Origin of the sequence: Streptomyces sp. NPDC046900, from assembly GCF_040644975.1 — a bacterium.
Taxonomy (GTDB): domain Bacteria; phylum Actinomycetota; class Actinomycetes; order Streptomycetales; family Streptomycetaceae; genus Streptomyces.
In genome coordinates this window covers 1-24,066 of the sequence record NZ_JBEYXD010000073.1, presented here as the reverse complement: position 1 = coordinate 24,066, position 24,066 = coordinate 1, and the positions used below count along the sequence as shown (strand labels likewise).

Annotated in this window: 21 protein-coding genes and 1 pseudogene; 16 read left to right on the top strand and 6 right to left on the bottom strand. The window is 68.9% G+C overall.

The annotated features are described in order from the left end of the window. Positions 1-11: 11 nt before the first annotated feature. On the bottom strand, positions 12-1,400 hold the full coding sequence (lysA, locus tag ABZ904_RS39595) for a diaminopimelate decarboxylase (RefSeq protein ID WP_359408307.1): 1,389 nt from the start codon (positions 1,398-1,400) through the stop codon (positions 12-14). A 4-nt stretch (positions 1,401-1,404) separates the two neighbouring features. Continuing rightward, a complete protein-coding gene (locus ABZ904_RS39590; RefSeq protein WP_361828980.1) occupies positions 1,405-2,127 on the bottom strand; it encodes an XRE family transcriptional regulator in 723 nt (240 codons plus the stop codon). 128 nt (positions 2,128-2,255) lie between these two features. Between ABZ904_RS39590 and ABZ904_RS39585 the strand changes: the two genes are divergently transcribed. The 14 genes from ABZ904_RS39585 to ABZ904_RS39520 all read left to right on the top strand — a co-directional run bounded on the left by ABZ904_RS39585 (position 2,256) and on the right by ABZ904_RS39520 (position 18,649). Further along, the gene (locus tag ABZ904_RS39585; protein ID WP_361828978.1) at positions 2,256-3,224 is read left to right on the top strand and encodes an SIS domain-containing protein; all 969 of its coding nucleotides are present in this window, start codon (positions 2,256-2,258) and stop codon (positions 3,222-3,224) included. Positions 3,225-3,431: 207 nt separating this feature from the next. Further along, on the top strand, positions 3,432-4,805 hold the full coding sequence (locus tag ABZ904_RS39580; RefSeq protein ID WP_361828976.1) for a M20/M25/M40 family metallo-hydrolase: 1,374 nt from the start codon (positions 3,432-3,434) through the stop codon (positions 4,803-4,805). Between the two features lie 345 nt (positions 4,806-5,150). Continuing rightward, complete coding sequence (locus ABZ904_RS39575; protein WP_361003340.1) at positions 5,151-6,995, top strand: ABC transporter substrate-binding protein; 1,845 nt, start codon at positions 5,151-5,153, stop codon at positions 6,993-6,995. Between the two features lie 3 nt (positions 6,996-6,998). Beyond that, positions 6,999-8,057 carry an ABC transporter permease gene (locus ABZ904_RS39570; protein WP_361003343.1) on the top strand — a complete coding sequence of 353 codons (1,059 nt, stop codon included), beginning with the start codon at positions 6,999-7,001 and terminating at the stop codon, positions 8,055-8,057. Continuing rightward, a complete protein-coding gene (locus tag ABZ904_RS39565) occupies positions 8,054-9,019 on the top strand; it encodes an ABC transporter permease (RefSeq protein WP_361828974.1) in 966 nt (321 codons plus the stop codon). The genes ABZ904_RS39570 and ABZ904_RS39565 overlap by 4 nt, the downstream gene beginning before the upstream one ends. A 5-nt stretch (positions 9,020-9,024) precedes the next feature. Continuing rightward, positions 9,025-10,065 carry an ABC transporter ATP-binding protein gene (locus ABZ904_RS39560; protein WP_361828972.1) on the top strand — a complete coding sequence of 347 codons (1,041 nt, stop codon included), beginning with the start codon at positions 9,025-9,027 and terminating at the stop codon, positions 10,063-10,065. Continuing rightward, positions 10,062-11,090, top strand: coding sequence for an ABC transporter ATP-binding protein (locus ABZ904_RS39555; protein ID WP_361828970.1), 1,029 nt, complete (start codon positions 10,062-10,064; stop codon positions 11,088-11,090). The genes ABZ904_RS39560 and ABZ904_RS39555 overlap by 4 nt, the downstream gene beginning before the upstream one ends. Further along, entirely contained in the window at positions 11,087-11,941 is an 855-nt protein-coding gene (locus tag ABZ904_RS39550; protein WP_361003354.1) for a hypothetical protein, read from the top strand. The genes ABZ904_RS39555 and ABZ904_RS39550 overlap by 4 nt, the downstream gene beginning before the upstream one ends. Positions 11,942-11,971: 30 nt before the next feature. After that, positions 11,972-13,126 carry an o-succinylbenzoate synthase gene (gene menC / locus ABZ904_RS39545; RefSeq protein WP_361828968.1) on the top strand — a complete coding sequence of 385 codons (1,155 nt, stop codon included), beginning with the start codon at positions 11,972-11,974 and terminating at the stop codon, positions 13,124-13,126. Further along, positions 13,123-13,962 carry a M55 family metallopeptidase gene (locus ABZ904_RS39540; RefSeq protein ID WP_359408273.1) on the top strand — a complete coding sequence of 280 codons (840 nt, stop codon included), beginning with the start codon at positions 13,123-13,125 and terminating at the stop codon, positions 13,960-13,962. Before menC ends, ABZ904_RS39540 begins: the two co-directional genes overlap by 4 nt. Next, on the top strand, positions 13,955-15,124 hold the full coding sequence (locus tag ABZ904_RS39535) for a M20/M25/M40 family metallo-hydrolase (protein ID WP_361828965.1): 1,170 nt from the start codon (positions 13,955-13,957) through the stop codon (positions 15,122-15,124). Before ABZ904_RS39540 ends, ABZ904_RS39535 begins: the two co-directional genes overlap by 8 nt. Positions 15,125-15,229: 105 nt before the next feature. After that, positions 15,230-16,159: an LD-carboxypeptidase gene (locus tag ABZ904_RS39530; RefSeq protein ID WP_361828963.1), complete on the top strand. Its 930-nt coding sequence runs from the start codon at positions 15,230-15,232 to the stop codon at positions 16,157-16,159. Positions 16,160-16,622: 463 nt separating this feature from the next. Beyond that, the gene (locus ABZ904_RS39525; protein ID WP_361828961.1) at positions 16,623-17,138 is read left to right on the top strand and encodes a GNAT family N-acetyltransferase; all 516 of its coding nucleotides are present in this window, start codon (positions 16,623-16,625) and stop codon (positions 17,136-17,138) included. Between the two features lie 140 nt (positions 17,139-17,278). Next, entirely contained in the window at positions 17,279-18,649 is a 1,371-nt protein-coding gene (locus tag ABZ904_RS39520) for an IS1380 family transposase (protein WP_361828959.1), read from the top strand. A 664-nt stretch (positions 18,650-19,313) separates the two neighbouring features. On the opposite strand, the gene ABZ904_RS39515 is transcribed toward ABZ904_RS39520, so the two are convergent. From ABZ904_RS39515 to ABZ904_RS39500, 4 genes are all read right to left on the bottom strand, one after another. Then, positions 19,314-20,744 carry a radical SAM protein gene (locus ABZ904_RS39515; RefSeq protein ID WP_361828957.1) on the bottom strand — a complete coding sequence of 477 codons (1,431 nt, stop codon included), beginning with the start codon at positions 20,742-20,744 and terminating at the stop codon, positions 19,314-19,316. Continuing rightward, the gene (locus ABZ904_RS39510) at positions 20,731-21,300 is read right to left on the bottom strand and encodes an AAA family ATPase (RefSeq protein WP_359408255.1); all 570 of its coding nucleotides are present in this window, start codon (positions 21,298-21,300) and stop codon (positions 20,731-20,733) included. The genes ABZ904_RS39515 and ABZ904_RS39510 overlap by 14 nt, the downstream gene beginning before the upstream one ends. After that, complete coding sequence (locus ABZ904_RS39505) at positions 21,297-22,208, bottom strand: hypothetical protein (protein WP_359408252.1); 912 nt, start codon at positions 22,206-22,208, stop codon at positions 21,297-21,299. The genes ABZ904_RS39510 and ABZ904_RS39505 overlap by 4 nt, the downstream gene beginning before the upstream one ends. Positions 22,209-22,405: 197 nt before the next feature. Then, the gene (locus tag ABZ904_RS39500) at positions 22,406-22,897 is read right to left on the bottom strand and encodes a hypothetical protein (RefSeq protein ID WP_361828954.1); all 492 of its coding nucleotides are present in this window, start codon (positions 22,895-22,897) and stop codon (positions 22,406-22,408) included. 76 nt (positions 22,898-22,973) lie between these two features. On the opposite strand from ABZ904_RS39500, the pseudogene ABZ904_RS39495 reads away from it, so the two are divergent. Both ABZ904_RS39495 and ABZ904_RS39490 read left to right on the top strand, forming a co-directional pair. Continuing rightward, positions 22,974-23,370: pseudogene (locus tag ABZ904_RS39495) on the top strand (transposase); the annotation flags it as partial. A 167-nt stretch (positions 23,371-23,537) separates the two neighbouring features. Continuing rightward, the gene (locus tag ABZ904_RS39490; RefSeq protein ID WP_361828952.1) at positions 23,538-24,017 is read left to right on the top strand and encodes a GNAT family N-acetyltransferase; all 480 of its coding nucleotides are present in this window, start codon (positions 23,538-23,540) and stop codon (positions 24,015-24,017) included. The last annotated feature ends 49 nt before the right edge of the window (positions 24,018-24,066 follow it).

Here is a 24,066-nt window from a genome sequence, read left to right as displayed (position 1 = left end):
CGCCCGCCGGGTCACATGGCAGTCAGCTGCACCGGGTCGCCGTGGGCGTCGCGGCGGCGCAGGTCGGCCGGGGTCTCCCGGCGGACCATGAGGCGGGCGCGGCCGTCCCGCACAGCGACGACGGCGGGCCGGGGCTGGGCGTTGTAGTTGCTGGCCATGGCGTGGTGGTAAGCGCCGGTGGCCGGGACGGCCAGCAGGTCTCCGGTGGTCACACCGGCTGGCAGGGCGATGTCGGGCACGACCACGTCCCCGCTCTCGCAGTGGCGGCCTACCACCACGGCGTGCACCGGCTCGCCCTCGGCGGGGCGGTTGGCGGTCCACGCGGTGTAGCGGGCGAGGTAGAGGGAGGGACGCAGGGCGTCGCTCATGCCGCCGTCGACGGAGACGAATCGGCGGCGAAGCCCGTCCTTGACGGCGCCGACACGGTAGAGCGTCACCCCGGCGGTGCCGATCATCGACCGGCCGGGCTCGACGGCGAGCCGTATCGGTGAGCCGGGCAGCACCCGTTCCAGGCCCGCTCGCAGGGCCGTCGTGAACTCGGCCGGTTCCAGGCGGGGTTGGCCCGGCAGGTAGGGGATTCCGGCGCCGCCGCCGAGGTCGATCTCCGCCACCGTGATGCCGTGCCGCTCGGCGAGCAGGGCGACGAACGCGGAGACCCGTTCGGCGGCGAGGGTCAGCCCCTCGGTTGCGGTGATCTGTGAGCCGATGTGGGAGTGCACCCCCGCGAGCCGCAGCGAGGGGTACGCCGCGACGGCGAGCACGGCCTGCTCGGCGTGGCCGCCGCGCACCGGGAAGCCGAACTTCACGTCGTCGCCGCCGGTGGCCATGTAGTCGTGGGTCTCGGCGGCGACGCCGGGGGCGATCCGGACGTAGACGTCTTGGACCCGGTCGGCTGCGGCCGCCGCGTCCGCCAGCCGTTCGATCTCCTCCAGGCAGTCGACGACCACCACGCCGACGCCGTGGGCGACGGCCGCCTCCAGTTCGGCGACGGACTTGTTGTTGCCGTGGAAGACGATCCGGGCGGCGTCGAAGCCGGTGTCCACGGCGAGTTGGAGTTCGCCGCCGCTGCACACGTCCAGGTGCAGCCCCTCGGAGTCGACCCAGCGGACCATCTCCGCGCACAGGAACGCCTTGGAGGCGTAGTGCACCCGGTCCGCGCCGGACTCGCGCCACAGCCGGGCCCGGTGGCGGAAGTCGGCCTCGTCCACCACGTACAGCGCCGTGCCGCAGGCGTCGGCCAGGTCGTCCAGGGCGACGCCCCCGATGTGCAGCCGGCCCTCGACGGTGCGGGCGGTCACCGGCCACACCTCGGGGGCCGTCTCGGGTGGGGCGGCCGCGGCCAGTCCGTCGGGCAGCGGGGTCCCCGCGCGCGGTGCGGGCAGGGAGGGTGCGGTGGACACGGGGCTACTCCTCGGTGAGGACGACGAGCATGAGCAGGTCGTCGCTGGCGTCGGTGAAGTGGTGTTCGTCCATGGCGGCGAAGTGGCAGCTGTCGGTGGGGCGCAGCAGCCGTGCGGTGCCCGCCACCGCCACTCGGCAGGAGCCGGCGAGGACGAGCACGAATTCCTCGCCGGGGTGGGCGGTCGGGTGGTCGTGGTCGCCGAGGTCGGCGTGGAGCAGCCGGGCGCCGATGCGGCTCGCGCCCGGGGCCGTCAGGTCCCAGATGCCGAGGTGGCCGTCGACCTGGGCGAGCAGCGGGGCCGGGGCGAACCGCGGGGGGAAGCCCGGGGCGACGACGGTGCCCGGCCGGGTGCCGCCGAGGAGTTCGGCGGGTGTGCAGCCGAGGGCGTCGGCGATCTGGCAGAGGGTGCGGACCGTGGGGTTGGCGGCGCCCGACTCCATCTGCGAGACGTACGCCGGTGAGACGCCGGCGCGGGCGGCCACCGCGCTGAGGGTGAGGCCGGCGGCCCGGCGCACACGGGCGACGGAGGCCGCGAGCAGGTCTCCGGTGTCGGCGCTGTCGGGGGCCGCGGCCCGACCGGATCCGGTGGGGTCGCTCTTTCCTGCCCCTCCGCCCGGTTCGGCGTCCTGTTGTCCGGGATCGTCCGGGGAGCGACGCGAAATCTCTTCTGGGACGCGGCAATCGGCCGAAGAATTTTCCGCCCCTGTGACTCTTGACGAGGTCATAACGCGACAGTAAGACTCACGCATCGCTTAGATCAAGCAATCTGACACCACCGTTTAACTGTCAGCAGAGAGGCAGTTCAGCACCCGGACTCCCGGGTGTGGGCTGCCCCGAGTGGGAGGGGTGAGCAGTGACCGGTCCTCTGGCGCCGACGCCGACCCTCGAGCTGCTGCGTGCGGCGGCCGAGCTGTGCGGGCCCGCCGCGCAGCGCTTGTTCGCGGTACTGGCGGAGGACTATCCGGCCTCGCTGGAGCGCCGTCCGGGTCAGTTGCTGCGCGCGGCCGACGCGAGTGCCGCGGACCTGGACGGACTGCTGGCGGCGGCCGGGGTCGCCTCCACCGACGACCTGCGCCAACTGGCGGCCCGGGAGGTCGGTCTGCGGCTGGCCGAGCCGGATCTGCGGTTCACCAGCCGTGAGCCTCAGTCCGAGCCGCGCGAGCGGTCGGCGCTGCGCCGGATGATCACCGCGGAGGAGGACAACCTCCGCCGTACGCTCGCGGATCTCCAGGCCAACGGCGCCCTGGAGGTGGCGGCCGCGGCCCTGTTGCGGGCGCGGCGACGGTGGGTGCTGGGCGACCTGAAGTCGGCCGGGTACGCCTCGCTGCTGACCAGCGACCTCACCAGCAGCATGCGGGACGTGTTCCTGGTGCAGCCGGCGACGGGCGCGGCGGTCAACGCCATCAGCGACGCGCACGCGGACGACGCCCTGGTCGTGTTCAGCTTCCGCAACTACAGCCGCCTGACGGTGGACGTGGCCCGGGAGTTCCACGCGCTGGGCGCCTCGGTGATCGCGCTGACCGACAGCTACACCAGTCCGGTGTGCTCCTTCGCCACGCACGTTCTGGCGGTGGACACGCGCAGCGAGTCGCCGCACCACTCGCCGACGGCGGTGGCGGCGGCGGCCCATGTGCTGGCGGCCTTGGCCGCCGCAGGCGCCAAGGGCGCCGCCCGTCGCAGTCGGCGCCGCGCGGAGCTCTTCCGCTCCCTGGGCAGTTACGGCCTCGGCCGTCCGGCGTCCGACGCGACTGCGGGCACCTTAGGGGCCGTCGCCGGTGACCCAGGCCTCCCGGGACCCGCCGGCGACACCCCCGGCACGTAAACCCCGGACACCCGTAGCTCCTCCTGCTCCCCCCGGCGACGGCACCCACCCGCACGGCGGCCGTCCCCGTGCCCTGTCCTCGTCCCCCGTCCCCCGTCCCCCGTCCCAACCATTCCCCCGCCTCCGCGAGTCCGTCTCGCGGAGCCATCGGCGGCAGAGGGTTCGCCCTCGGTCCCTGTCGCCGGGAAGGCACCTGGTCCCCTCCGCATGAACGATCCCTCTCACTGTCAGGGCAGCGTCGCTCTCTCCACCGCCGAGGACGCCGCCCTGACCTCCGAAGTCACCGAGCTGTGCGCCCGGTTGATCCGTTTCGACACCAGCAACTACGGCGCAGGCGACTCCCGCGGTGAGCGGGAGGCGGCCGAGTGGACCGCCGAACTGCTCTCCGACTCCGGTTACGAGCCGGTCGTGCTGGAGTCGGCACCGCGCCGGGCCAGCACGGTGGTGCGTATCCCCGGCGAGGACCGCGACGCCCCCGCCCTGCTGGTCCACGGCCATCTGGACGTCGTCCCGGCCGAGCCCGCCGACTGGAGCTTCGACCCGTTCTGCGGGGAGATCCGCGACGGGGCCGTCCTCGGGCGCGGGGCGCTGGACATGAAGGACATGGACGCGATGATGCTGGCGATCGCCCGCTGGTGGGCGCGCCGGGGCGTGCGTCCGCCGCGCGACGTCGTGATGGCGTTCGTCGCCGACGAGGAGGACACGGGCGAACTGGGTGCGGGTTTCCTCGTCGAGAGGCATCGCGGCCTCTTCGAGGGGGTGGCCACCGCGATCGGCGAGTCCGGGGGTTACTCGGTCCACCTGCCCGACGCGAGCAGGCTCTACCCGATCGCGGTCGGCGAGCGCGGCAGCGCCTGGATGGACCTGACCGCGCGCGGTGCCGCGGGCCACGGCTCCCGTCCCGGTCCTGACAACGCTGTCGCCACCCTGGCGGCGACGCTCGCGACGCTCGCCGCGCACCGCTGGCCGGTCAGGATCGTGCCGGCGGTGGCCGCACTGCTGGAGGGGCTCTCGGCCCACCTGGGCGTCACGGTCGACCCGGCCGATCCCGCGTCGCTGGCGCAGCTCGGCGAGGCGGCGAAGCTGGTCGAGGCCACCGTCGCCAACACGCTCAACCCGACGATGCTGAAGGCGGGTTACAAGCACAACGTCATCCCGAGCGAGGCGACGGCAGGTGTGGACGGCCGTATCCTGCCCGGCGCGGAGGAGGACTTCTTCGCGACCGTGGACGCGCTGCTCGGCGAGAAGGTCTCCCGTTCCTTCCACAGCTTCGCCGCCCCGGTCTTCGCCGACCACGAGTCCCGTGAGTTCGCGGCGATGGCGGCGGCGTTGCGCAGGGCCGACCCGCAGGCACTGGTACTGCCGTTCATCATGTCCGGCGGCACCGACGCCAAGGCGTTCTCCCGGCTCGGCATCCAGTGCTACGGCTTCGGCCCCGGCCTGACCCCGCCCGGCTTCGACGCCTGGCGGTACGTGCACGGCGTCGACGAGCAGGTCCTGGTGAGCAGCCTGGAGTTCGGGGTGCGGGTGCTGGAGGACTTCCTGCGCACCGACCCTCTCGCCCCTGGCACGGACCGGTGACCGGGCCCCGTACCGCCTGAACCTGCCGGCCACATCGCCACCACGACCGCCCTCCCCCGAACGACCTTGCCACGTCCGTAGCCGCCGCCCTCCTTCCCTCGGTCAACCATCACCACGTCCGCGACGCCCCACCTGCCTCGGACGACCTTCACCACCAACACGTCCGCACCGACTCGGAAGGCACACCCCGCACGCAGCACCGCACTACGCCGCACCAATAGATGCATCACGCATCGATTGGCCCCACCGCACGGCCCGCACCCGGGTCCGCAGCGCAGCGGCGCTCGTATCTCCCTCCCGTCCCTTCGCGGCCCCGGCCGCCGGCACCTCTTGGAGAAGTTCACGATGACCACATCCACCCCCGTGCGCAGAACCGGCCGCAAGGCCGCCGCGCTGGCCGCCTCCCTGCTGATCGGCACCGCCGCGGGCCTCGTCGCCGCGCCGACCGCCTCGGCCGACGACGGCGGCAAGACGCTGCGGATGCCGATCACGGGCATCGGCATCGACTCCCTCAACCCGTTCCTCGCCTACTTCGCGGGTAGCCTGGACGTGTTCTCGGGCATCTACCCCGCCCTGGACACGGTGGAGCAGGACGGCACCGTCAAGCCGTACCTCGCCGACTCCTGGACGACGTCCAGCGACAAGCTCACCTGGACCTTCAAGATCCACAAGGGTCTGAAGTGGAGCGACGGCAAGCCGATCACGGCCGAGGACGCCGCCTGGACGTTCAACCTGATCATGACGAACTCCACCGCGGCCACCGCCAACGGCTCGCTGGTGAGCAACTTCGCCTCCGTCAGTGCACCGGACGACACCACGCTGGTCGTCAAGACCAAGAAGCCGCAGGCCACGATGCTTTCGGTCAGCATCCCGGTGTCAGGCATCCCGATCGTGCCGAAGCACATATGGGAATCGCACGTCAAGGATCTGAAGAACTACAAGAACGACAGCTTCCCGATCGTCGGGTACGGCCCGTGGACGCTGACGGACTACAAGCCCGAGCAGTACGCCAAGTTCGACGCGAACAAGGACTTCCTGCTGGGCGCGCCCAAGTACGACCACATGATCCAGCAGGCGTTCAAGAACACGGACGCCGCCGTGGCCGCCCTGCGTTCGGGCCAGCTCGACTACGTCAGCGGCCTCAACCCCACCCAGTACCAGGCGCTCAAGGGCCAGTCCGGCATCAAGGCGTACGAGCAGGTCGGCAACCGCTGGAACGGCATCGAGGTCAACGGCGGCGCCCGCACCCGTGACGGCAAGAAGATCGGTACCGGCCACCCGGCGCTCGGCGATGTCAAGGTCCGTGAGGCGCTGGCGCTCGCCATCGACCGGCCGACGATCGTGAAGAAGGTCCGCGACGGCCTGGCGCAGGTCGGCGCCAGCTACCTGCCGCCATCGCTGCCGCAGTACGCGTGGCAGCCCTCCGACTCGGAGAAGTTCGACTACGACCCGGCCAAGGCCAACTCCGTGCTGGACCAGGCGGGTTACAAGAAGGGCTCCGACGGGATCCGGGTCGACCCGAAGTCCAAGCGCAAGCTGGAGTTCCGCCTCGGCATCCACTCCGACGACGACTCGGACGCCAAGGTCTCCACGTACCTCTCGGGCTGGTTCAAGCAGATCGGCGTCAAGGTCGACATCCAGTCGATGAGCTCCGCCAAGCTCAACGCCGACCTGGCCAAGGGCGACTGGGACATCCTGATGGACTCCTGGTCGACCGGGCCGGACCCGACGTACCTGCTGGGCATCCAGACCTGCGCGGCGCTGCCCGACAGCAAGGGCGAGGGCGGCAGCACCGACTCCTTCTTCTGCGACAAGAACTACGACGACCTGTTCCTGCGGCAGCAGAGTGCCTTCGACGTCAAGGAGCGCTCCGGTCTGCTCCGGCAGATGCAGGCGATCCTGTACAAGGCCAACGAGAACATCATGATCTACAACGCCAACGGCCTCGCCGCGTACCGCAGCGACCGGGTGAGCGGCATCGTGAGCGGCAAGGCTGACTCCACCGGGGCCTTCCCCGCGCAGGTCTCCTACGACCAGTACCTGAACGCGGCCCCGGCGAAGGCCTCGTCCTCCTCCTCGGGCGGCAACTCCGGCACGGTGATCGGCGCCTCGGCGGCCGTAGTCGTCGTCCTGGCCGCCGGCGGTGTGTTCCTGGCGCGTCGCCGCTCCTCTTCCGACGACCGCGAGTAGACCGTGGCAGACACCATCGACGTCACGGGCGCCGTCGCGGCGAAGCCCGCCGGCGCCCCGGACGGCGGGCGCCGGAAGGGCTCCGGGTTCGCGCGCTACCTGGTCACGAAGCTGGTGGCCGCGGCGATCAGCTTCCTGGTCACGCTCGTCATCGGGTTCGTGCTGTTCAGTCTGATGCCGGCCGACCCCGTCCAGTCCATCACCCGCGGCCGTCCCACCAGCGACGCGCAGATGGCCCAGCTGCGCCATCAGCTCGGCCTCGACCAGTCGGTGCCGGAACGCTTCTTCCATTTCGTGACCGACACCCTGACCGGGCACCTCGGCACCTCCTGGGAGTTCCAGCAACCGGTCAGCTCGCTCATCGGCGACCGGCTGTGGCCGACCCTGCTGCTGATGGGCACCGCCACCGTGATCTCGGTCCTGCTCGGACTCTGGCTGGGCGTCAGGTCCGGCTGGCGGCACGGCAGTTGGCTGGACCGCATCGCCACCGGCGCCTCGCTGACGCTGTGGTCGGTGCCGACCTTCTGGCTCGGCATGATCCTGCTGATCACCTTCAGCGTGGGCATCGGCCCGTTCCCCGGCTTCCTGCCGGCGGGCGGCATGAGCGACCCGGCGATCACCGGTGGCCTGGACCACGTCGTCGACGTGGCCAAGCACCTGGTCCTGCCCTGCCTGACCATGGTCCTGGTGGTCTTCGCCCAGTACGTGGCCGTCATGCGTTCCTCGATCATCGACGAGCTGGGCAGCCCCTATCTGCTCACCGCACGGGCCAAGGGGCTGCGCGACGACGACGTACGGCGCAAGCACGCCGTGCCCAACGCCCTGCTGCCCTCGGTCACGATGATCTTCATGCACCTGGGCACGGTGCTCGGCGGTGCCATCACCGTGGAGACCGTCTACTCCTGGCCGGGCCTGGGTCAGCTCAGCTACCAGGCTCTGAAGGTGCCCGATCTCCCGCTGCTGCAGGGCACGTTCATCGTCTTCAGCGCATCGGTGATCCTCATGAACCTCCTTGCTGACGTGATCTACCGCTTCCTCGACCCCCGGGTGCGTGCCCAGTGACCAACCACGAACCCCTCACCCAGGCGGACCCGCCGGTCGCCGTCCCGCCGCCGGCGGGCGCCGAACCCGCGCCGTCGGTCGCACCGGTCGCGGCGAAGCCGCGCCGCAACGGATTCACCGGCTTCGTACGCTCCTTCGTGCGCATCCGCTCCGGCGTGGCGGGCCTCGGCATCCTGGTCGTGTTCGGCCTGCTCGCCCTGTGCGCGCCGCTGTTCATCTCCGACAACGACCTCGACGTCATCAAGGTGGACGGCCCCTCGCTGCACTCCCCCACCGACGGCTACCCGCTCGGCACCGACCAGGAGGGGCGCTCCATCCTGCTGCTGGTCATCTGGGGAGCCCGCTCCTCGCTGTCCATCGGTCTGATGGCGACCCTGCTGACGGTGGTGCTCGGCAGCGCCGTCGGCCTGGTCGCCGGGCACTACGGCGGCTGGATCGGCAAGGCGCTGATGCACCTCACCGACTGGTTCATCGCGCTGCCTAGCCTGCCCCTTGCCATCTCGCTGTCGGCGGTGATCGGGCAGGGAACCGCCTCCATCACCATCGCCATCGCGGTCACCAGTTGGTCGTCCACGGCCCGGCTGGTGCGGGCGCAGACCCTCGCCGTGGAGGCCAAGCCGTTCATCGAGCGGGCCAGGGCGCTGGGCGCGGGCGGGCCGCAGGTGATGCTGCGGCACGTCCTGCCGAACGTCACCCCGCTGATCCTGGTCTCCTCGACGCTGACCGTGGCCTCGGCGATCCTGTCCGAGGCGACCCTGACCTTCCTCGGTCTGGGCGACCCGACCGGCATCTCCTGGGGCGCGATGCTGAACTCGGCGCTGAGCGGCGGCGCCGTCACCTCCGGCGCCTGGTGGTACCTGTACCCGCCGGGCATCGCCATCCTGATCGTCGTCCTCGGCTTCACCCTGACCGGCCGCGCCGTGGAGACCATTCTCAACCCGAGGTCGGTGAAGACACGTTGAACGCGATGCTGGAGGTCAGGGACCTCAAGGTCACCTATCGCGGCGGCGGGCGCACGGTGCCCGCCGTGCGCGGGGTGGACCTCACGCTGGACGCCGGACAGACGCTCGGCCTGGCCGGCGAGTCCGGCTCGGGCAAGTCCACCCTGGCGATGAGCCTGCTGCGGCTGCTGCCGTCCGCCGCCGAGGTCACCGGCCAGGTGCTGTACCAGGGCGAGGACCTGCTCACCGCCAAGTGGAGCCGGATGCGCGCGGTGCGCTGGGCGGAGGCCTCCGTGGTGTTCCAGGGCGCGATGACCGCCCTCAACCCGGTGCACACCATCGGCGACCAACTGATCGAGCCGATCCTGTTGCACGGCCGCAGGGCCGGCGAGGAGGGCGGCCGGATCACCGACAAGCAGGCCCGCGCCCGCGCGGCCGAGCTGCTGGAGTCGGTGGGCGTCCCGGCGCGGCGGATGCGCAGCTATCCGCACGAGTTCTCCGGCGGGCAGCGCCAGCGCATCATGATCGCGATGGCGCTGGCCTGCCGCCCCAACCTGATCATCGCGGACGAGCCCACCACGGCGCTGGACGTGATGGTGCAGGCCCAGATCCTGGACCTGCTCACGGACCTGGTGCGCGACGAGGGCATCGGCGTCATCATGATCAGCCACGATCTGTCCGTCCTCGGCCAGATGTGCGACCGGCTGGCGGTGATGTACGCCGGCGAGCTGGTGGAGTCCGGGCCTTCCCGACAGCTCCTGGACGACCCCAAGCACCCGTACACCCGGGCGCTGTCCCGCGCCTTCCCCACCATCGGCGACCCCGCCTCCCGCAGGGCGCCGGCCGGGCTGCCCGGCGACCCTCCCGACCCTGCCGCGCTGGGCGCGGACTGCCCCTTCGCGGCCCGCTGCCCGGACGTGCACGAGGTCTGCGACGGCACCCCCGTGAAGCTGTGGCCCGCCGGTCCCGGACGGCAGTCGGCGTGCCTGCGGGTACAGCCCGGTTTCCCGAACGTCTCCACGGCCCCGGACGTGCCCGAACCGTCCGCTGAAGGAGCCCGCTCATGACCGTCACCACCACCGGCGCGGGCACCGGACCTGCCGCGGCCACGGCGCCCGCGCTGGAGGTCCGCGACCTGCACATCACCTACCCGCCCCGGGCCGGCCGCGGCCCCGCCCGGGCGGTGGACGGCGTCGACCTCCAGCTGGGCCGCGGCGAGATCCTCGCCCTGATCGGCGAATCCGGCTGCGGCAAGTCCACCCTGGCGCGCGCCCTCACCGGGCTGGTCAAGCCCACGTCCGGCGAGGTGCTGTGCGACGGCGTGCCGCTGCGCTACACGAGCGCCGCGCTGAAGGCGCACCGTCGCAAGGTCCAGTTCGTCCTCCAGGACCCCGGCGGCGCCCTGAACCCGCGGCAGAACGTGTTCGACGCGGTCGCCGAGGGTCCCCGGCTGCACCGGATGAAGGACGGCCTCGAACAGCGCGTGCACTCCGCCCTGTCCAAGGCCGGGCTGCGCCCTCCGGAGCACTTCCTCTCGCGCTTCCCGCACGAGATGTCCGGCGGTCAGCAGCAGCGCGTGGTGATCGCGGGCGCGCTGGCGCTGGAGCCCTCGGTGATCGTCGCCGACGAACCGGTTGCCTCGCTGGACGCCTCCGTACGCGGCGAGATCCTCAAGCTCGTCCTCGACCTGCGCCGCGACCTCGGCCTGTCCTCCCTGGTGGTCAGTCACGACCTGGGGTTGGCTTGGAACATCGCCGACCGGGTGGCGGTGATGTACCTGGGCCGGATCGTCGAGGTGGGCACCGTGGAGGAGGTCCTGCTCGCGCCGAAGCATCCGTACACCAAGGCACTGCTGTCGGTGGTGTCCACGGAGGGCGGCCGCGGTGAGCGGCCCCAGCTTCTGCAGGGCGAGCCGCCGGACCCGACGGCCGTCCCCGAGGGTTGCCGCTTCCATCCGCGCTGCCCGCTGTGGGCCGGCCTCGACGCGGCCGGCCGCGCGGAGGCGGGCTGCGACCGGCGGACGCTGCCGGTCCTCACGGCGCAGGCTCCGGCGGGCGGCCAGGCCGCGTGTCACCTCGCGAGCGTATCGTGAACTCGACGGCGACACCGAGGTCCACGGCCGGTACCCGGCAGGGTCCGCCGCTGGTCGTACGCGACGTGGACGGCCCGCTGGAGATGGCCGACTGCATCGCGCTGTACGAGCGGGTCATGGGGCTGCGCCCCGGTGACGGCAGCCTCAACGCGCGCCTGCTGACCGCCCTGCAGGACAACAGCGGCCTGGTCGTCGGCGCCTATCTCGGCGAGGCGCTGGTGGGTTTCACCTACAGCTTCCTCGCCCGCGAGCGGAGCGCGGACGGGCCGGTCCCGCGCCTGTACCAGTACTCGCAGCTGGCCGTGGTGGCGCACGAGCGCCAGGGCCTCGGCATCGGACGGCTGCTCAAGCTCGGCCAGCGCGACCGCTGCCTCGCGGAGGGCACGACGCTGATCCGCTGGGCGTACGACCCGATGCAGACCCGCAACGCCCACTTCAACCTGGACGTGCTCGGCGCGGTGGTGGACGCGTTCAAGCCCGCGATGTACGGCACCTCGGGCTTCGGCGCCGCCACCGGCGAGTCCACCGACCGCTTCATCGTCTCCTGGCACCTGGACGCCCCGACACGGCCCGCCGCGCCCGCTCCCAGTCCTCCGCCGGGCGGCTGGAGCGTCGGCCAGGTCCACGACGACCGCGACGACCGGATCGTGGTCCTGCCCGACGACTGGCACCGGCTGCGCGCCGAGGCCGGCCCGGAGCACGCCGCCCGGCTGCGCGGCCGCCTCACCCACACCTTCGCCCGGCTGCTCGCCGACCGCACGGCCGTCTCCTGCGTACGGCTGCCGGACGGGCTCGCCGCGTACCGCTTCACCCCCCGTGCCGCCGCACCCGGCACGGCCCCTCGCCCCTGACCGGGGCCCCGCACGGTAGGACGACCCCACATGACCGTCACCCTTGCCGAGATCGAGCTGGCGCTGGTCCGGCTCGACCTCGTCCACTCCTTCGAGACCAGTTCGCACCGCAAGTCGTACCTGGAGCACATCGTCGTCCGCGCGACCGCCGAGGACGGCAGCGTCGGCTGGGGCGAGTGCGCCTCACCCACCGACCCCTACTACTGCGGCGAGTCCACCTGGAGCTGCTGGCAGGTGCTGGGCGAGTACCTCGCCCCGATGCTGCTCGGCCGGCCCTGGGACCACCCCGACGACGCGGCCCGGCTCACCGCCAAGGTGAGCGGCAACCACTTCGCCCGCGCCGGCCTCGACATGGCCTGCTGGGACCTGTACGGACAGCGCCGGGGCGAACCCCTGGCCAACCTGCTCGGCGCCGACGCCGACGCGGTGCCCGCCGGCGTCAGCCTCGGCATCGAGCCGACGATCGACGCCCTGCTGGCGCAGGTCTCCCAGCACGTCGCCGACGGCTACCGCCGCATCAAGCTGAAGATCCGCCCCGGCTGGGACCTCGAACCGGTCCGCGCCGTCCAGGACGCCTTCCCCGGCATCGCCCTCCAGGTCGACGCCAACACCGCCTACCGGCCCGAACAGGAGGCGGTGCTGGCAGAGTTGGACGGGCGCGGCCTGCTGATGATCGAGCAGCCGTACGCCGCCTCCGACCTGCTCTCCCACGCCCGGCTCGCCGCCCGGCTGGACACCCCGGTCTGCCTGGACGAGTCGATCACCACCCCGGACATGCTGCGCACCGCGCTGCACCTGGGCGCGGCCGACGTCGTCAACATCAAGGTGTCCCGGCTCGGCGGGCTCGGCCCGTCCAAGACGGTGCACGACCTGTGCCTGGACACCGGAGTGCCGGTGTGGTGCGGCGGGATGCACGAGTTCGGCATCGGCAGGGCCGCCAACCTGGCGCTCGCCGGACTGCCCGGCTTCACCCTGCCCTCGGACGTCTCCGGCTCCGACAAGTACTACCGGCGGGACATCGTCACGCCGCCGATCCGCGCCGTGGACGGCATGGTCGCCGTGCCCCGCTCCCGGCCCGGCATCGGCCTCGACGTGGACCTCGACCAGCTGAGCCGGCACACCATGCGCACCTGGACCATCCGTCCCCGCGCCCATCTCACCACCCCTGAGGAGAAGGCAGCATGAAGGTCCTGATCTCCGCCGACATGGAGGGCGTCACCGGCGTCACCTTCCCCGACGACTGCGAGCCCGGTCACGCCCGTTGGGAGTACAACCGGCAGTTCCTCACCGCCGACGTCAACGCCGCGATCGCCGGTTTCGCCGCCGCCGGCGCCACCGAGATCCTCGTCAACGAGGCCCACGCCGACCAGCGCAACCTGCTCCTGGACCGGCTCGACAAAAGGGCCACGCTGCTGATCGGCACGCACAAGCCGCTCGGCATGATGGAGGGCATCGACCACTCCCCCGACGCGGTCGCCTTCGTCGGCTACCACACCGGCGCCGGCCAGCCCGGCGTCCTCGCCCACACCTATCTGCCCAACACCATCACCGCGGTGCGGATCAACGGCGAGCCGGCCTCCGAGGGCCGGATGAACGCACTGCTCGCCGACGAGTACGGCGTCCCGGTGGTCCTGGTCACCGGCGACGACCTGTGCTGCGAGGACGCCCGCGGCTGGGCTCCGCACGCCGCCCACGCCGTGGTCAAGACCTGCGTGGACCGCTACTCCGCGATCTGCCTGCCGCCCGACGTGAGCGCCGCCCGCATCACCGAGGCCGCCCGCGAAGGCCTCACGTCTCTGCCCGCCTCCATCCGGCCGGCGGCCCCGCCCGCCGAGGGCTACACCTACGAGGTGTCCTTCGACGCCGCCCACCTGGCGCCCGCCGCGAGCTACATCCCCGGCGTCGTCCAGACCGACCCGCTGACTGTGCGGTTCACGCTCCCGACGATGTACGAGGCAATCCGCTGCTTCCGTGCCCTGACCCGCGTCGTCACCTCGGCCGTGGAGAACTGCTATGGCTGAGCCCGCCCAACTCCTCGCCCTGGCCCGCACGTTCGGCGACACGGTGCTGGAACGCTGGGAACGCCTGGTCGCGTTGGAGACCCCGTCCGGCGACGCAGACCGTGCGGCCGTGTTCGGCAAGAAACTCGCCGCCGGCCTCGCCGCCACCGCCGACCGCGTCGAGCAGCCGCCGGGACCGGGCGGCGACCACCTGGTGGCCTACTGGGACGGCCTCGAGACGGAGGGCGACGCGGGAGACGGCCCGCCGGCGGGGCACACGCTGCTCGTGGCCCACAGCGACACCGTCTTCCCGGCCGGAACGGTCGCCCGGCGCCCGTTCACGCTCGCCGAGGACGGGGACACGGTCACCGGCCCCGGGGTCTTCGACATGAAGGGCTCCCTGGTCGCCGTAGAACTGGCCATGGACCTGCTGTCCCGTACGGGCGCCACGCCCGGTCGCCCGGTACGCCTCGTGGTGGTCAACGACGAGGAGATCGGCAGCCCCGACGGCAGCCGCCTGGTGGCCCGGCACGCCGAGGGCGCCCACGCGGTCCTCGGCCTCGAACCGCCACTGCCCGGCGGCGCGTTGAAGATCGGCCGACGCGGCGTGGCCCGGGTACGGCTCAGCGTGCGCGGGGTCAGCGCCCACGCCGGCCTCGACGCCGCGCTCGGCGTCTCCGCCATCGACGAACTCGTGGACCAGCTCGCCGGGTTGCGGGCGACGGCCGCGTCCCTCCCCGACGCCGCGCTGAACGTCGGCACGATCAGCGGCGGCACCCGCGCCAACGTCGTAGCGGACCACGCCGAGGCGGAGATCGGCCTGCGCTATGCCACCTCCGAGACCGAACGGGCCCTGCTGTCCGCCCTGTTGGAGCCGACGCCGGTGCGGGAGCGGGCCGCCCTGACCGCCGAAACGCTGTCCCACCGCCCGGCCTGGGCGATGGACCCGGCCAACCCCCTGGCGGCCGAACTGACCACGCTCGCCGCCGCCTTGGGCCTGGATCTGCCCCTCGGTTCCTCCGGCGGCGCGGGCGACACCAACCTCACCGGCGCGCTCGGCATCCCGACGGTCGACGGTCTGGGCCCTGCGGGCGCCGGCGCCCACGGCGAGGACGAACACGCCTCGCTGGCCTCCCTGTTGGAGCGGGCGGCGCTCCTGGCCGCCTTCCTGGACGCCCACTGACGCCGCACCCACCCCTTCCCGCGAACGGTGCCCCCGGCGCTCCACGCCCCGCACCGAACGCGGACCAAAACATCCGCACACCCACCCCTCTCCCCAAGGAGCCCCATGCCCACCCTGCCCCCCGAGGGGCTCGTCCGCCCCTCCGCGCCCAAGCCGGGTGACCGTGTCGCCGTCATCGCCGCCAGCGGGCCGCCCAACCAGGAGAACCTGGAGGTCGGCCTGGAATCGCTGCGCGGACTCGGCCTCCAGCCCGAAGTGTTCGCCTCCGCGCGGGCAGGCGGCGAGTACCTCGCCGGTGACGACGCGCTGCGCGCCCGCGACCTGACCGCCGCGCTCACCGACCCGGCCTTCACGGCCGTCTTCTGCGCGGCCGGCGGCTACGGCGCCCAGCGCACCCTGGAACTGGTCGACTGGGACGCCGTCGGCACGCCCACCCCGCGCACCGTCATCGGCTTCTCCGACGTGACGGCGCTGCTGGAGGCGGTGGCGGTGAAGCTGGGCTGGACGGGGCTGTTCGGGCCGATGCCCGCCATCCGCGGTTTCCGTCCGGGCCGGGCCGACTTCGACGGGCTCGCCGCGCTGCTCAACGACCCGGTGTCCGTCAAGGAACTGCGCTTCCCCGACTCCCGCCCCTTGGTCGGCGGCACGGCGGAGGGTGTCACGCTGGGCGGCACGGTCACCCTGCTCGCCTGCTCCCTGGGCACCGACACCTCGCTGCCCGCGCGCGGCGGCATCGTCCTGCTGGAGGACGTGGACGAGGAGACGTTCCGGCTCGACCGGTTCCTCACCCAACTGCGCCGCGCCGGTTACTTCGACGGCGCGGCCGGCATCGTCTGCGGCACCTTCACGGACTGCGGCACGCGCGAGCGCGTCGAGGAACTGCTGCACGACCGGCTCGGCGACCTCGGCATCCCGGTCCTGACCGGCGCGGACATCGGCCACGGCGTGCCGCAGCAGACCTTCCCCATCGGTACCCGGGCCCGACTCGACGCGGACGCGGGCATACTCACGTTGCTGGATCCCGTACTCGCCTGAACCACCGCGGGAGGCCCGGCTCCGTTCTTGCGGCCTTGCGGCCGTTCGGGGCCAAGCCGGCGACCGTTCGGCTGATATACCGAAAGTCGCGGCGGACGCGGGCAAGAGTGAAGTTGCTCAACTGGACGGGCCTCCCCCAGGGGCGGCGCCGGTCGGCTGCAAGCGGGCGGGCAAGCCGGAGTTAGCCTCACGCTTTCATGAGCCAGCGCAGCTGAGCGTGACCAACATGTTCAGGAGTGCTTTTGCCCTGGAGTGATAGGGCGTTTCTGGGTCCTGTTGGTCAGTAAGAGGACGTCACTCCTGAGGTGAAGGTCGTCAGTTGGGCGTCGGCCGCCGGAGGTTCCCGGTGGCTCTCCGGATGCCGACCGATGGGGCAGGCATCCCGCGACAAAACTCCTTGCCGATCTGCAGATGGCGACCTAACGTCGGTCGGCCCGCACCGCTCCTGACCCGAAGGCCGTTGATGTCTGTCCGCCCCGCCGTCGCCCGCGACGCCGACTTCCTCTGGCGCATCCTGCTCGAGGCATACAACTGGAACGGCGAGCAGCGGTTCACTGCCGAGCAGCTCGCCGCTGAGCCGCACGCCGCGCGCTACCTCGTCGGCTGGCCTCGCAAGGACGACTTCGGGATCATCGCCGAGACCGACACCGGCGAACCGATCGGTGCGGTCTGGGCGCGGCACCTCCCCGAGAGTGAGCCCGGATACGGCTTCATTGCTCCGGACGTTCCCGAGCTGACCCTCGGCCTGTTGCCCGAGCACCGCGGCCGCGGGCACGGCCGGGCCCTGATGGAAGCGCTGATCCAGGCCGCCGCCGAGGGAGTGGCCCCGGTCGGTCGACTCAGCCTGAGCGTCGAGGACGGCAACCCCGCCGTGCACCTCTACACTGCCCTCGGCTTCACGCGGGTCGGGTGCAACGGCAACTCGGACACAATGGTTCTGGACGTCCAGACCTGCCCCACACCACTGAAAAATCCTTGATTTCCGCGGCCCTAACTAACCTCGGGCCTTCACGAGCAGGCTTGTCTGGGTCTTGATCAAACAAGCAAAGAGTGCCTCTGACCTGCAACGATAGGGTTTGTCTAGGATCCGGTCGCCACAGGGAAAGAAGCACTCTCCACGTGAAGAAGCGTAGTGGTTTCTATCCACATGTCCGCGTCCGGGGCGGTGGTGCCGGCGCGATCTCGCAGGCCGGTGGGGTGCTGCTGGTGGAGACCGTCCGCCGGATCGGCCTGGACAGCGCGCTGTCCGCAGCCCTGGAGCCGTGGCGCAGGCCGCGGGCGGTGCACGATCCCGGGAAGGTCCTGCTCGACCTCGCGCTGGCGGTCGCGTTGGGCGGAGACTGCCTGTCCGACGTAGGGATGCTGCGGGCCGAGCCCGCCGTGTTCGGGCCAGTGGCCTCGGATCCGACCGTCTCCCGGCTGGTCGACGGGCTTGCCGCGGCCGGTCCCCGAGCCCTGGCCGCCGTGCGGCAGCCTCAGGCCGACGTGCGCGAGCGGGTCTGGCAGTTGGCCGGTGACGCGGCGCCGAACGCGGGCGGCGAGGTGGTCGTGGACATCGACGGCGTGTTGGTCCTGGCCCATTCCGAGAAGGAGGACGCCGCCGCGACGTGGAAGAAGAGCTTCGGGCATCACCCGTTGCTCGCGTTTGTCGACCACGGCCCGGAGGGCTCCGGCGAGCCGGTCGCGGGTCTGCTGCGGCCGGGCAACGCGGGCAGCAATACCGCCGCCGACCACATCACCGCGGCCCGGCAGGCGATGGCCCAGCTGCCGAAGCAGCACCGCCGCGGCCGACGGACCTTGATTCGCACCGACTCCGCCGGCGGCACCCACGAGTTCCTCGATTGGCTGACCGCGCGGGGACGCTGTTTGTCTTACTCGGTCGGGATGGTCATCACCGACGCCATCCACCAGGCCGTCCTCCTGGTTCCCGCCTCGGCCTGGGCACCGGCCGTCGAACCCGACGGCGACGTGCGCGATGGCGCCTGGGTCGCCGAACTTGCCGGCGACGTCCTGGGGGGCTGGCCCACGAGCATGCGGCTGATCGTCCGCAAGGAACGACCGTACCCCGGCGCCCAGTTGCGCATCAACGACGCCGACGGCATGCGGATTACCTGCTTCGCCACCAACACCACCGGCACCCCGATCGCTCAACTGGAGTTGCGGCACCGCCAGCGCGCCCGCGCCGAGGACCGCATCCACGCCGCCCGCGACACCGGCCTGCGCAACCTGCCCCTGCACGACGCCGCCCAGAACCGCATCTGGCTGGAGATCGTCCAGCTCGCCCTCGACCTGCTCGCCTGGATGCCCATGCTTGCCCTCACGAGTGAGGCCCGACGCTGGGAGCCCAAGCGCCCGCGGCTGTTCTCCGCAGCCGCCCATCTCGTCACCACCGCACGCCGCCATTGGCTCCGCCTGGCCCGGCACTGGCCCTGGACCCAGGTGATCACCACCGCCTTCGACCGCCTGCAGGCGCTGCCGAACCTCGGCTGACCAGCAACGACACCCCGCCCCAACGAGACACCCCTGCCGGAGCCGTGGAACCCGGCGCCTACCTGGCGCGACAGCCGGGCCACAGGCATGCCCGCCACCAGCCCGAACAACCGAAACGGCCCGAAGGGCGAGCCGACGGCCCGTCACGAAACTTCGAGGTTAGGTGTGGACGGCGAGGATCAGCCAGGTCCAACGGTCGGCTGCCTGAAGGTGCGGATCTTCAGGCCCCCCACAGGCCCACCAGTTGGATAGCGAAGCGTAGTAAATCTGTGACAAAGCGCTATGGGCGCGCCCGGCGCCCAGGCGACGTCGGGCACCCTCCTCGGCCGGGCCTTGCAGCCCGGTCGACCAGCGTTCGGAGGGACGTGCCACGCGGGCCGGCGGCTCAGACTGCCCGGCTATCGCCGAGCAATTTGGGTTGCAGCCACCGGCCGTCGGTCCTGTCGCGCTGACGCTGCGCAATCAGATCGCTGCGTGCACGGACTCCAACGCCGCCGCGAGCTGGAGGAGCTGGTCAGGTCTAGCCCGGCCGCGGGTGCTACACGTGGCGAACAAGCGGTGATACTGGTGGACTGAACCGTCGTTGGAAGAGGCGACCGCCACTGAGCACGCTCGTGAACCCGTTCAGATCCTCCCCGCCGACGGGGGATGTCGGCATCGCCATCTACTTACAGGCTGATGTGAGACGCGAAAACGGCAGTTCATCCAGCGGCTGGGAGTCAAGAATCTCATTGAATGACTCCCATGAAAATGTCCGTGGATAGTAGCTGAATTTCTTGAGGCTAAAGTAGTCCTGATCGGACATGTACCGTCTCGATATTCTGCGGGTTAATTCAATAGCCTGTTCATGCGGGATACTCGAATTGAGGTGAACGAAAGAGTATCCATCTTGTTCCAGCCGCTCACTGTCGACCAGGGTAGCGCCCGCCCGCGAGAGCTCAGACACGTAAGAATAGACGTCACCGCTAGATCTATAGACAATCAGAGGGGTCACCGATACACCCTTTATGCAGTCCCGCCGGCCATCAAGCCATTGAACGGTCTCGGCGATCGTGTCTTCCGTCTCCCCGGCATACAGCAGCACATTCACTTTCGCCCATATTCCGTTATCCCTGCAAGCATGCAGTAGTTCGTTCGCCTTCTCGAGATATCTCGTAGGGTTTTTTGTTTTCCCCATCGCCACCAACTGCCGGGGGCTGCCGGATTCGAGACCGAGATCGATCACCTTCAGGCCACACGCGGCCAGGTCGGATATATCAGAAACGCGCCACGAGTCCACCCTGGTCTCGCAACGCCAGGTCACTTCCAATCCGTTACTTCGATATTCTTCCTCGAACTCTCGCACCCATGCACGTGAGGGGCGAAAATAGGACGCCTCAAAGTACGGGTGAATAAACTCCGAGTCATATTGCTGGATATAGCGACAAAGTTCATGCACTGTCGATGCGGGACTTCGTATGGTCTGTAGCTTCACATTCCGCTCTAGGCAAAAGGAACAACTAAATCCACATCCCCGAGACATCTCGAGACTTGGATGATAATCTCGATAATCATCCATCAGGAAGAAATTAAGGTTCGGTGGCTGAACAAGCGCGGCCTCCGGGGAGCGATCTAGAGATGCACTGCACGAACTGATTGCGCTCCAACGCTGAGGGCCACCCAATAGACTGAGTATTCGACGCTCTGCCGTACCATAAACGAATAGGTCCACATCAGGGAGCCGCTTTTTCGCCCATGCCGGATCAGGGTCGATCACCCAGCGCCCTCCGGCGATAATGGATACTTCCGGAAAACGCTCTTTGAGCGTACGCGAAAATATGTGCGCCCATTCAAGGCAAAAACTGCTCGGCAAGGAGAGCATCACCGGGTGGCGAGTTGGAATAATCCCTGACTGCTCTAACTCGCATAGGATGTCAGCCGGATCAGAAAACCCGCCGTGTACAAGTTTGGCCTTGTAGCCGTTACTCTCCACCAATGTGGCCAGCCCCAGCAGGCCATAATTGAGATAGAGGTTCAGGCGATTTAGAGGGCTATTGCCCTTCTTCGGTTCGGTGATACCTGCTGAAACGAAAATGACCGAATCAGGTCCGCCCAACGCTACTCAACCCCTCCAGTACGCAGGCCACACGTTCCGACAGATCAGCGCTTGTGATCGCTATGTAGTGCAAGCCCCATTCTCCAAGCAGGCTCCGTATGCGTCGATCGATTCTTTCATGGAAGGAGACATCTTCCGACCTCCAACCATCTGGATAAAAGGGAATGCTGCCGAAAGGCAGATAGATGTGGATATCGTACGCTCGCGCATTCTCGGTGCACGGGTCAACCAGCATCATCTTCTCAAAGTGGGAACGATCGCGAGTGTCTCGCTCTATCCAATAAGCCGCAACGTCCACAAAGGACCGTTCGGTTATAAACCCTTCCCGGCATTTCCTTTCGTCACTCTCTTTTTGAATATAATAAGCAAGTTGGAAGTAGCGAGCCTCCTCGCGGCTCATCTTGTCCATCGCCGAGAAGCCAAGTCTCGCCAGAGTGTCACGCGCATTGATCGACCTTACCTCTGTCGCGTACTTCTGAAATCTTGCATCTCGAAGGAGCGCATGTGCAAGTGTTGTCTTTCCCGTACTCGATGATCCTGTGAGGGCGATCCTCATGAAGCATCCTTCTCCCAGAAAATTCGAGTGTGCTCAGGACTCGCCAACAGATGTTCAACATGCCGACAAATTGCCCGCCCAATCTGTCCCTGGGCAGAGCACCGAAGCGTTGGATTGTTAGTACTGTCAGGTCCTGCGAGAAACGGGAAAAAGAAAACCTGATCGTCCACGATCAGGCACGTAAAATTTGCAACATGAGTGATATCGACGATCCTTACACGCCCCGCGAGTTGAGTGCCAATCCGATCGACAGCCTCTTGGACCTGTTCCTGCCGTACCCGAACCGTTTGCTTCAGGTCGTCGGACGATATATGTTTTCCCTCAAGTTGACTCTGGACTGAGAGAAGGTTTACGGATGCACTGGAAGAACCAGGCGCCGTCGGTCTTGAAACGGTGGTGTCCGGATCCCAAAAGGCAATTACCACATCTAATGGCTGTCTGTGTAGCCGCGCACAGATCTCCTGTAGGTGTTGGTGCACGAAATGACCGTTAGTCATACCGATTGCCCAAATTCTACTTTCGGCGTCGGAGATTAGCCGCTCATAAAGCGCCAGAACTCGGTCATCTCCGCGCTGGCTGAATACCTCCAGTATCCCTTGTTCTTCCACGATCTCTCGGTATGCATTTTTCTCTACGCTTTCCTCTACTCCTTTCACGGCCTGAACAGCAGATTCAATAAATAGAAAGAGGGCCGTCGCGAACACGGATCCTGCCACATTGAGCCAGGTGTCCTTGCTTAGTCCGAGAATCTTTGCGCTGCTGGAAAGTTGTATGACGAGAAGCAAGAGAAACGAAATCAAGCATGTGAGGACAATGGCGGTGGCTCTTGCACGCTTTATCAGGCCGCGCAGCGTGCGCCAATAGGCGCGGAGGAAGAATCTCGCTGCTTCCGCACGTGAAATCGACACGCTGTGCCACTCCTACGTCTCTGAGAAGCCCGTAATTTTCCGGAGTTATTCCTGTCCCAGCAGTGCCAGGACGCCACGCCTGCCCGTTCCCCTCCCCAAGGTCCGCCTACTCGCAGTGCCGCAGACATACCCGCTTTGTCCAGCGCTTACGCTGGCATACGACGGCCAAAGCTTGTCCCGTCGCCTCGTACGCCGGATCAGGCTCCGTTGCGGTCCGGTGAGGCCATGCACTCCAGCCACTTGTCCACCACTTCGTGGGACTCGTCCAGAGCCGGGTTGCGACTTCCACCAGGTGCGTAGGCCGGAGACCGGTCGGCGCGCAGCGGCAAGTGGGCGCAGTACCAGGCCCGCTTGGCGCCCGCTTGCTCCGCGTCCGTGCCTGTCCGCGCATAGTTGAGCAGTGCCGTCATGACTCGCCGACGCCCGAAGGTGTAGAGGGCGGGCTCGATGAACCAGCGGCAGAAGCTGGGGTCAGGGTCATAGACGGCTGCGGCCATCAACGGTGCGAAGAACTCCTCGGACAGGCTGACGTGTTGGAGTAGTGGCTTGCGCACTGCATGGGCCAGGTGCCGTGCGCGTCGGTCTTCTGGCACACCGGCCGCGTTGTCGAGGTCCAGTAGTCGAGCCACCTCGGCTGCGGCTGACAAGAATGTGGGTGCTTCTGCCTCGTTGGGCTCTTCGTCGACCATGGGCAGCATTCTGGGCCGAACCCGGACCGAGAGGTAGAGAGACGCTGGTCTCGATGACTTGTCGCCCAGCAACCTAAACTATCGCTATTCCGCAGCCCACCAGATCGTCATCGATGCCGACCACCCGCCTGGTCGTTGTGGTCGGCCGGCCCTTGCCCGGCAACCGACACGACTCCCGAGGCTGGGAGGAATCTGCTGCCAAGGATGCTGTCGGCGCCACGATGACGATCGCCGACGGCGGCTACCAAGGCACCGGCCTGGTTATCCCGCACCGCCACCAGAAGGGGACAGAGCTCCCCGCTTGGAAGGAGTAGCACAACCGCTCCCGCAAGCGGGTTCACGCCCGCGCCGAGCATGCCTTCGCCCAGATGAAGTGCTCGAAGATCCTGCGCGATTGCCGCCGCAAGGGCGACGGCGTCCACCACGCGATGCTCGGCGTCGCACACCTGCACAACCTCGCCCTCGTGGGATAGGCGCCGAGTTCGTTCGGCACCCAACCTCGTCCACACCAAATCGAAGATCACTTACGGGACGGCGTTGAAAGGCTGTCCCGTATCGATCTCTGACTGTTGCCCGTAGTCGGCTGTGCCTGGCGACAGAACGGTGGACGGCTTGCAGTGGGTCCGGGACCATGGCCTGCATGCCTACTTGGACTGTCAAACCCGAGCCCGCCATTGGCTCGGCTGTGTACGAGGTGATGCGGCAGTACTTCACGGAGATGGGGCGGCGGGTGCTGGGACGCTCGGCGACGGAGGCAGAGCTTCGAACGGTGCTTGCCAAGGACCCGCACCATGTCCTCAGCCCGCCGGACGGCGAGTTTCTCGTCGCGCGCAGCGATAGGGGTGAGTTCCTGGGCTGCGCGGGTCTGAGGCTGCTTGGCGGCATCCCGAAGACTGCGGAGCTCAAGCGGATGTACGTGCGCCCCGCCGGCCGGGGCGCGGGATTGGGCCGGGGTCTGCTGCTCGCCGTCGAGGAGTCTGCCAGGAGGCTGGGCGCTGCCCGGATCGTGTGCGAGACCAACACCCAACTCACTGAGGCACGGGCCTTGTACACGCGGTACGGATACGTGGAGACTGAGGTGACCCCCGGAGTGTGGACACGGGGTTCATGCTGCGAGTGAGAGTCTAGCTTCCTTGTGGTGTTGCTGTTCGAACTCCAGTGGTGAGAGG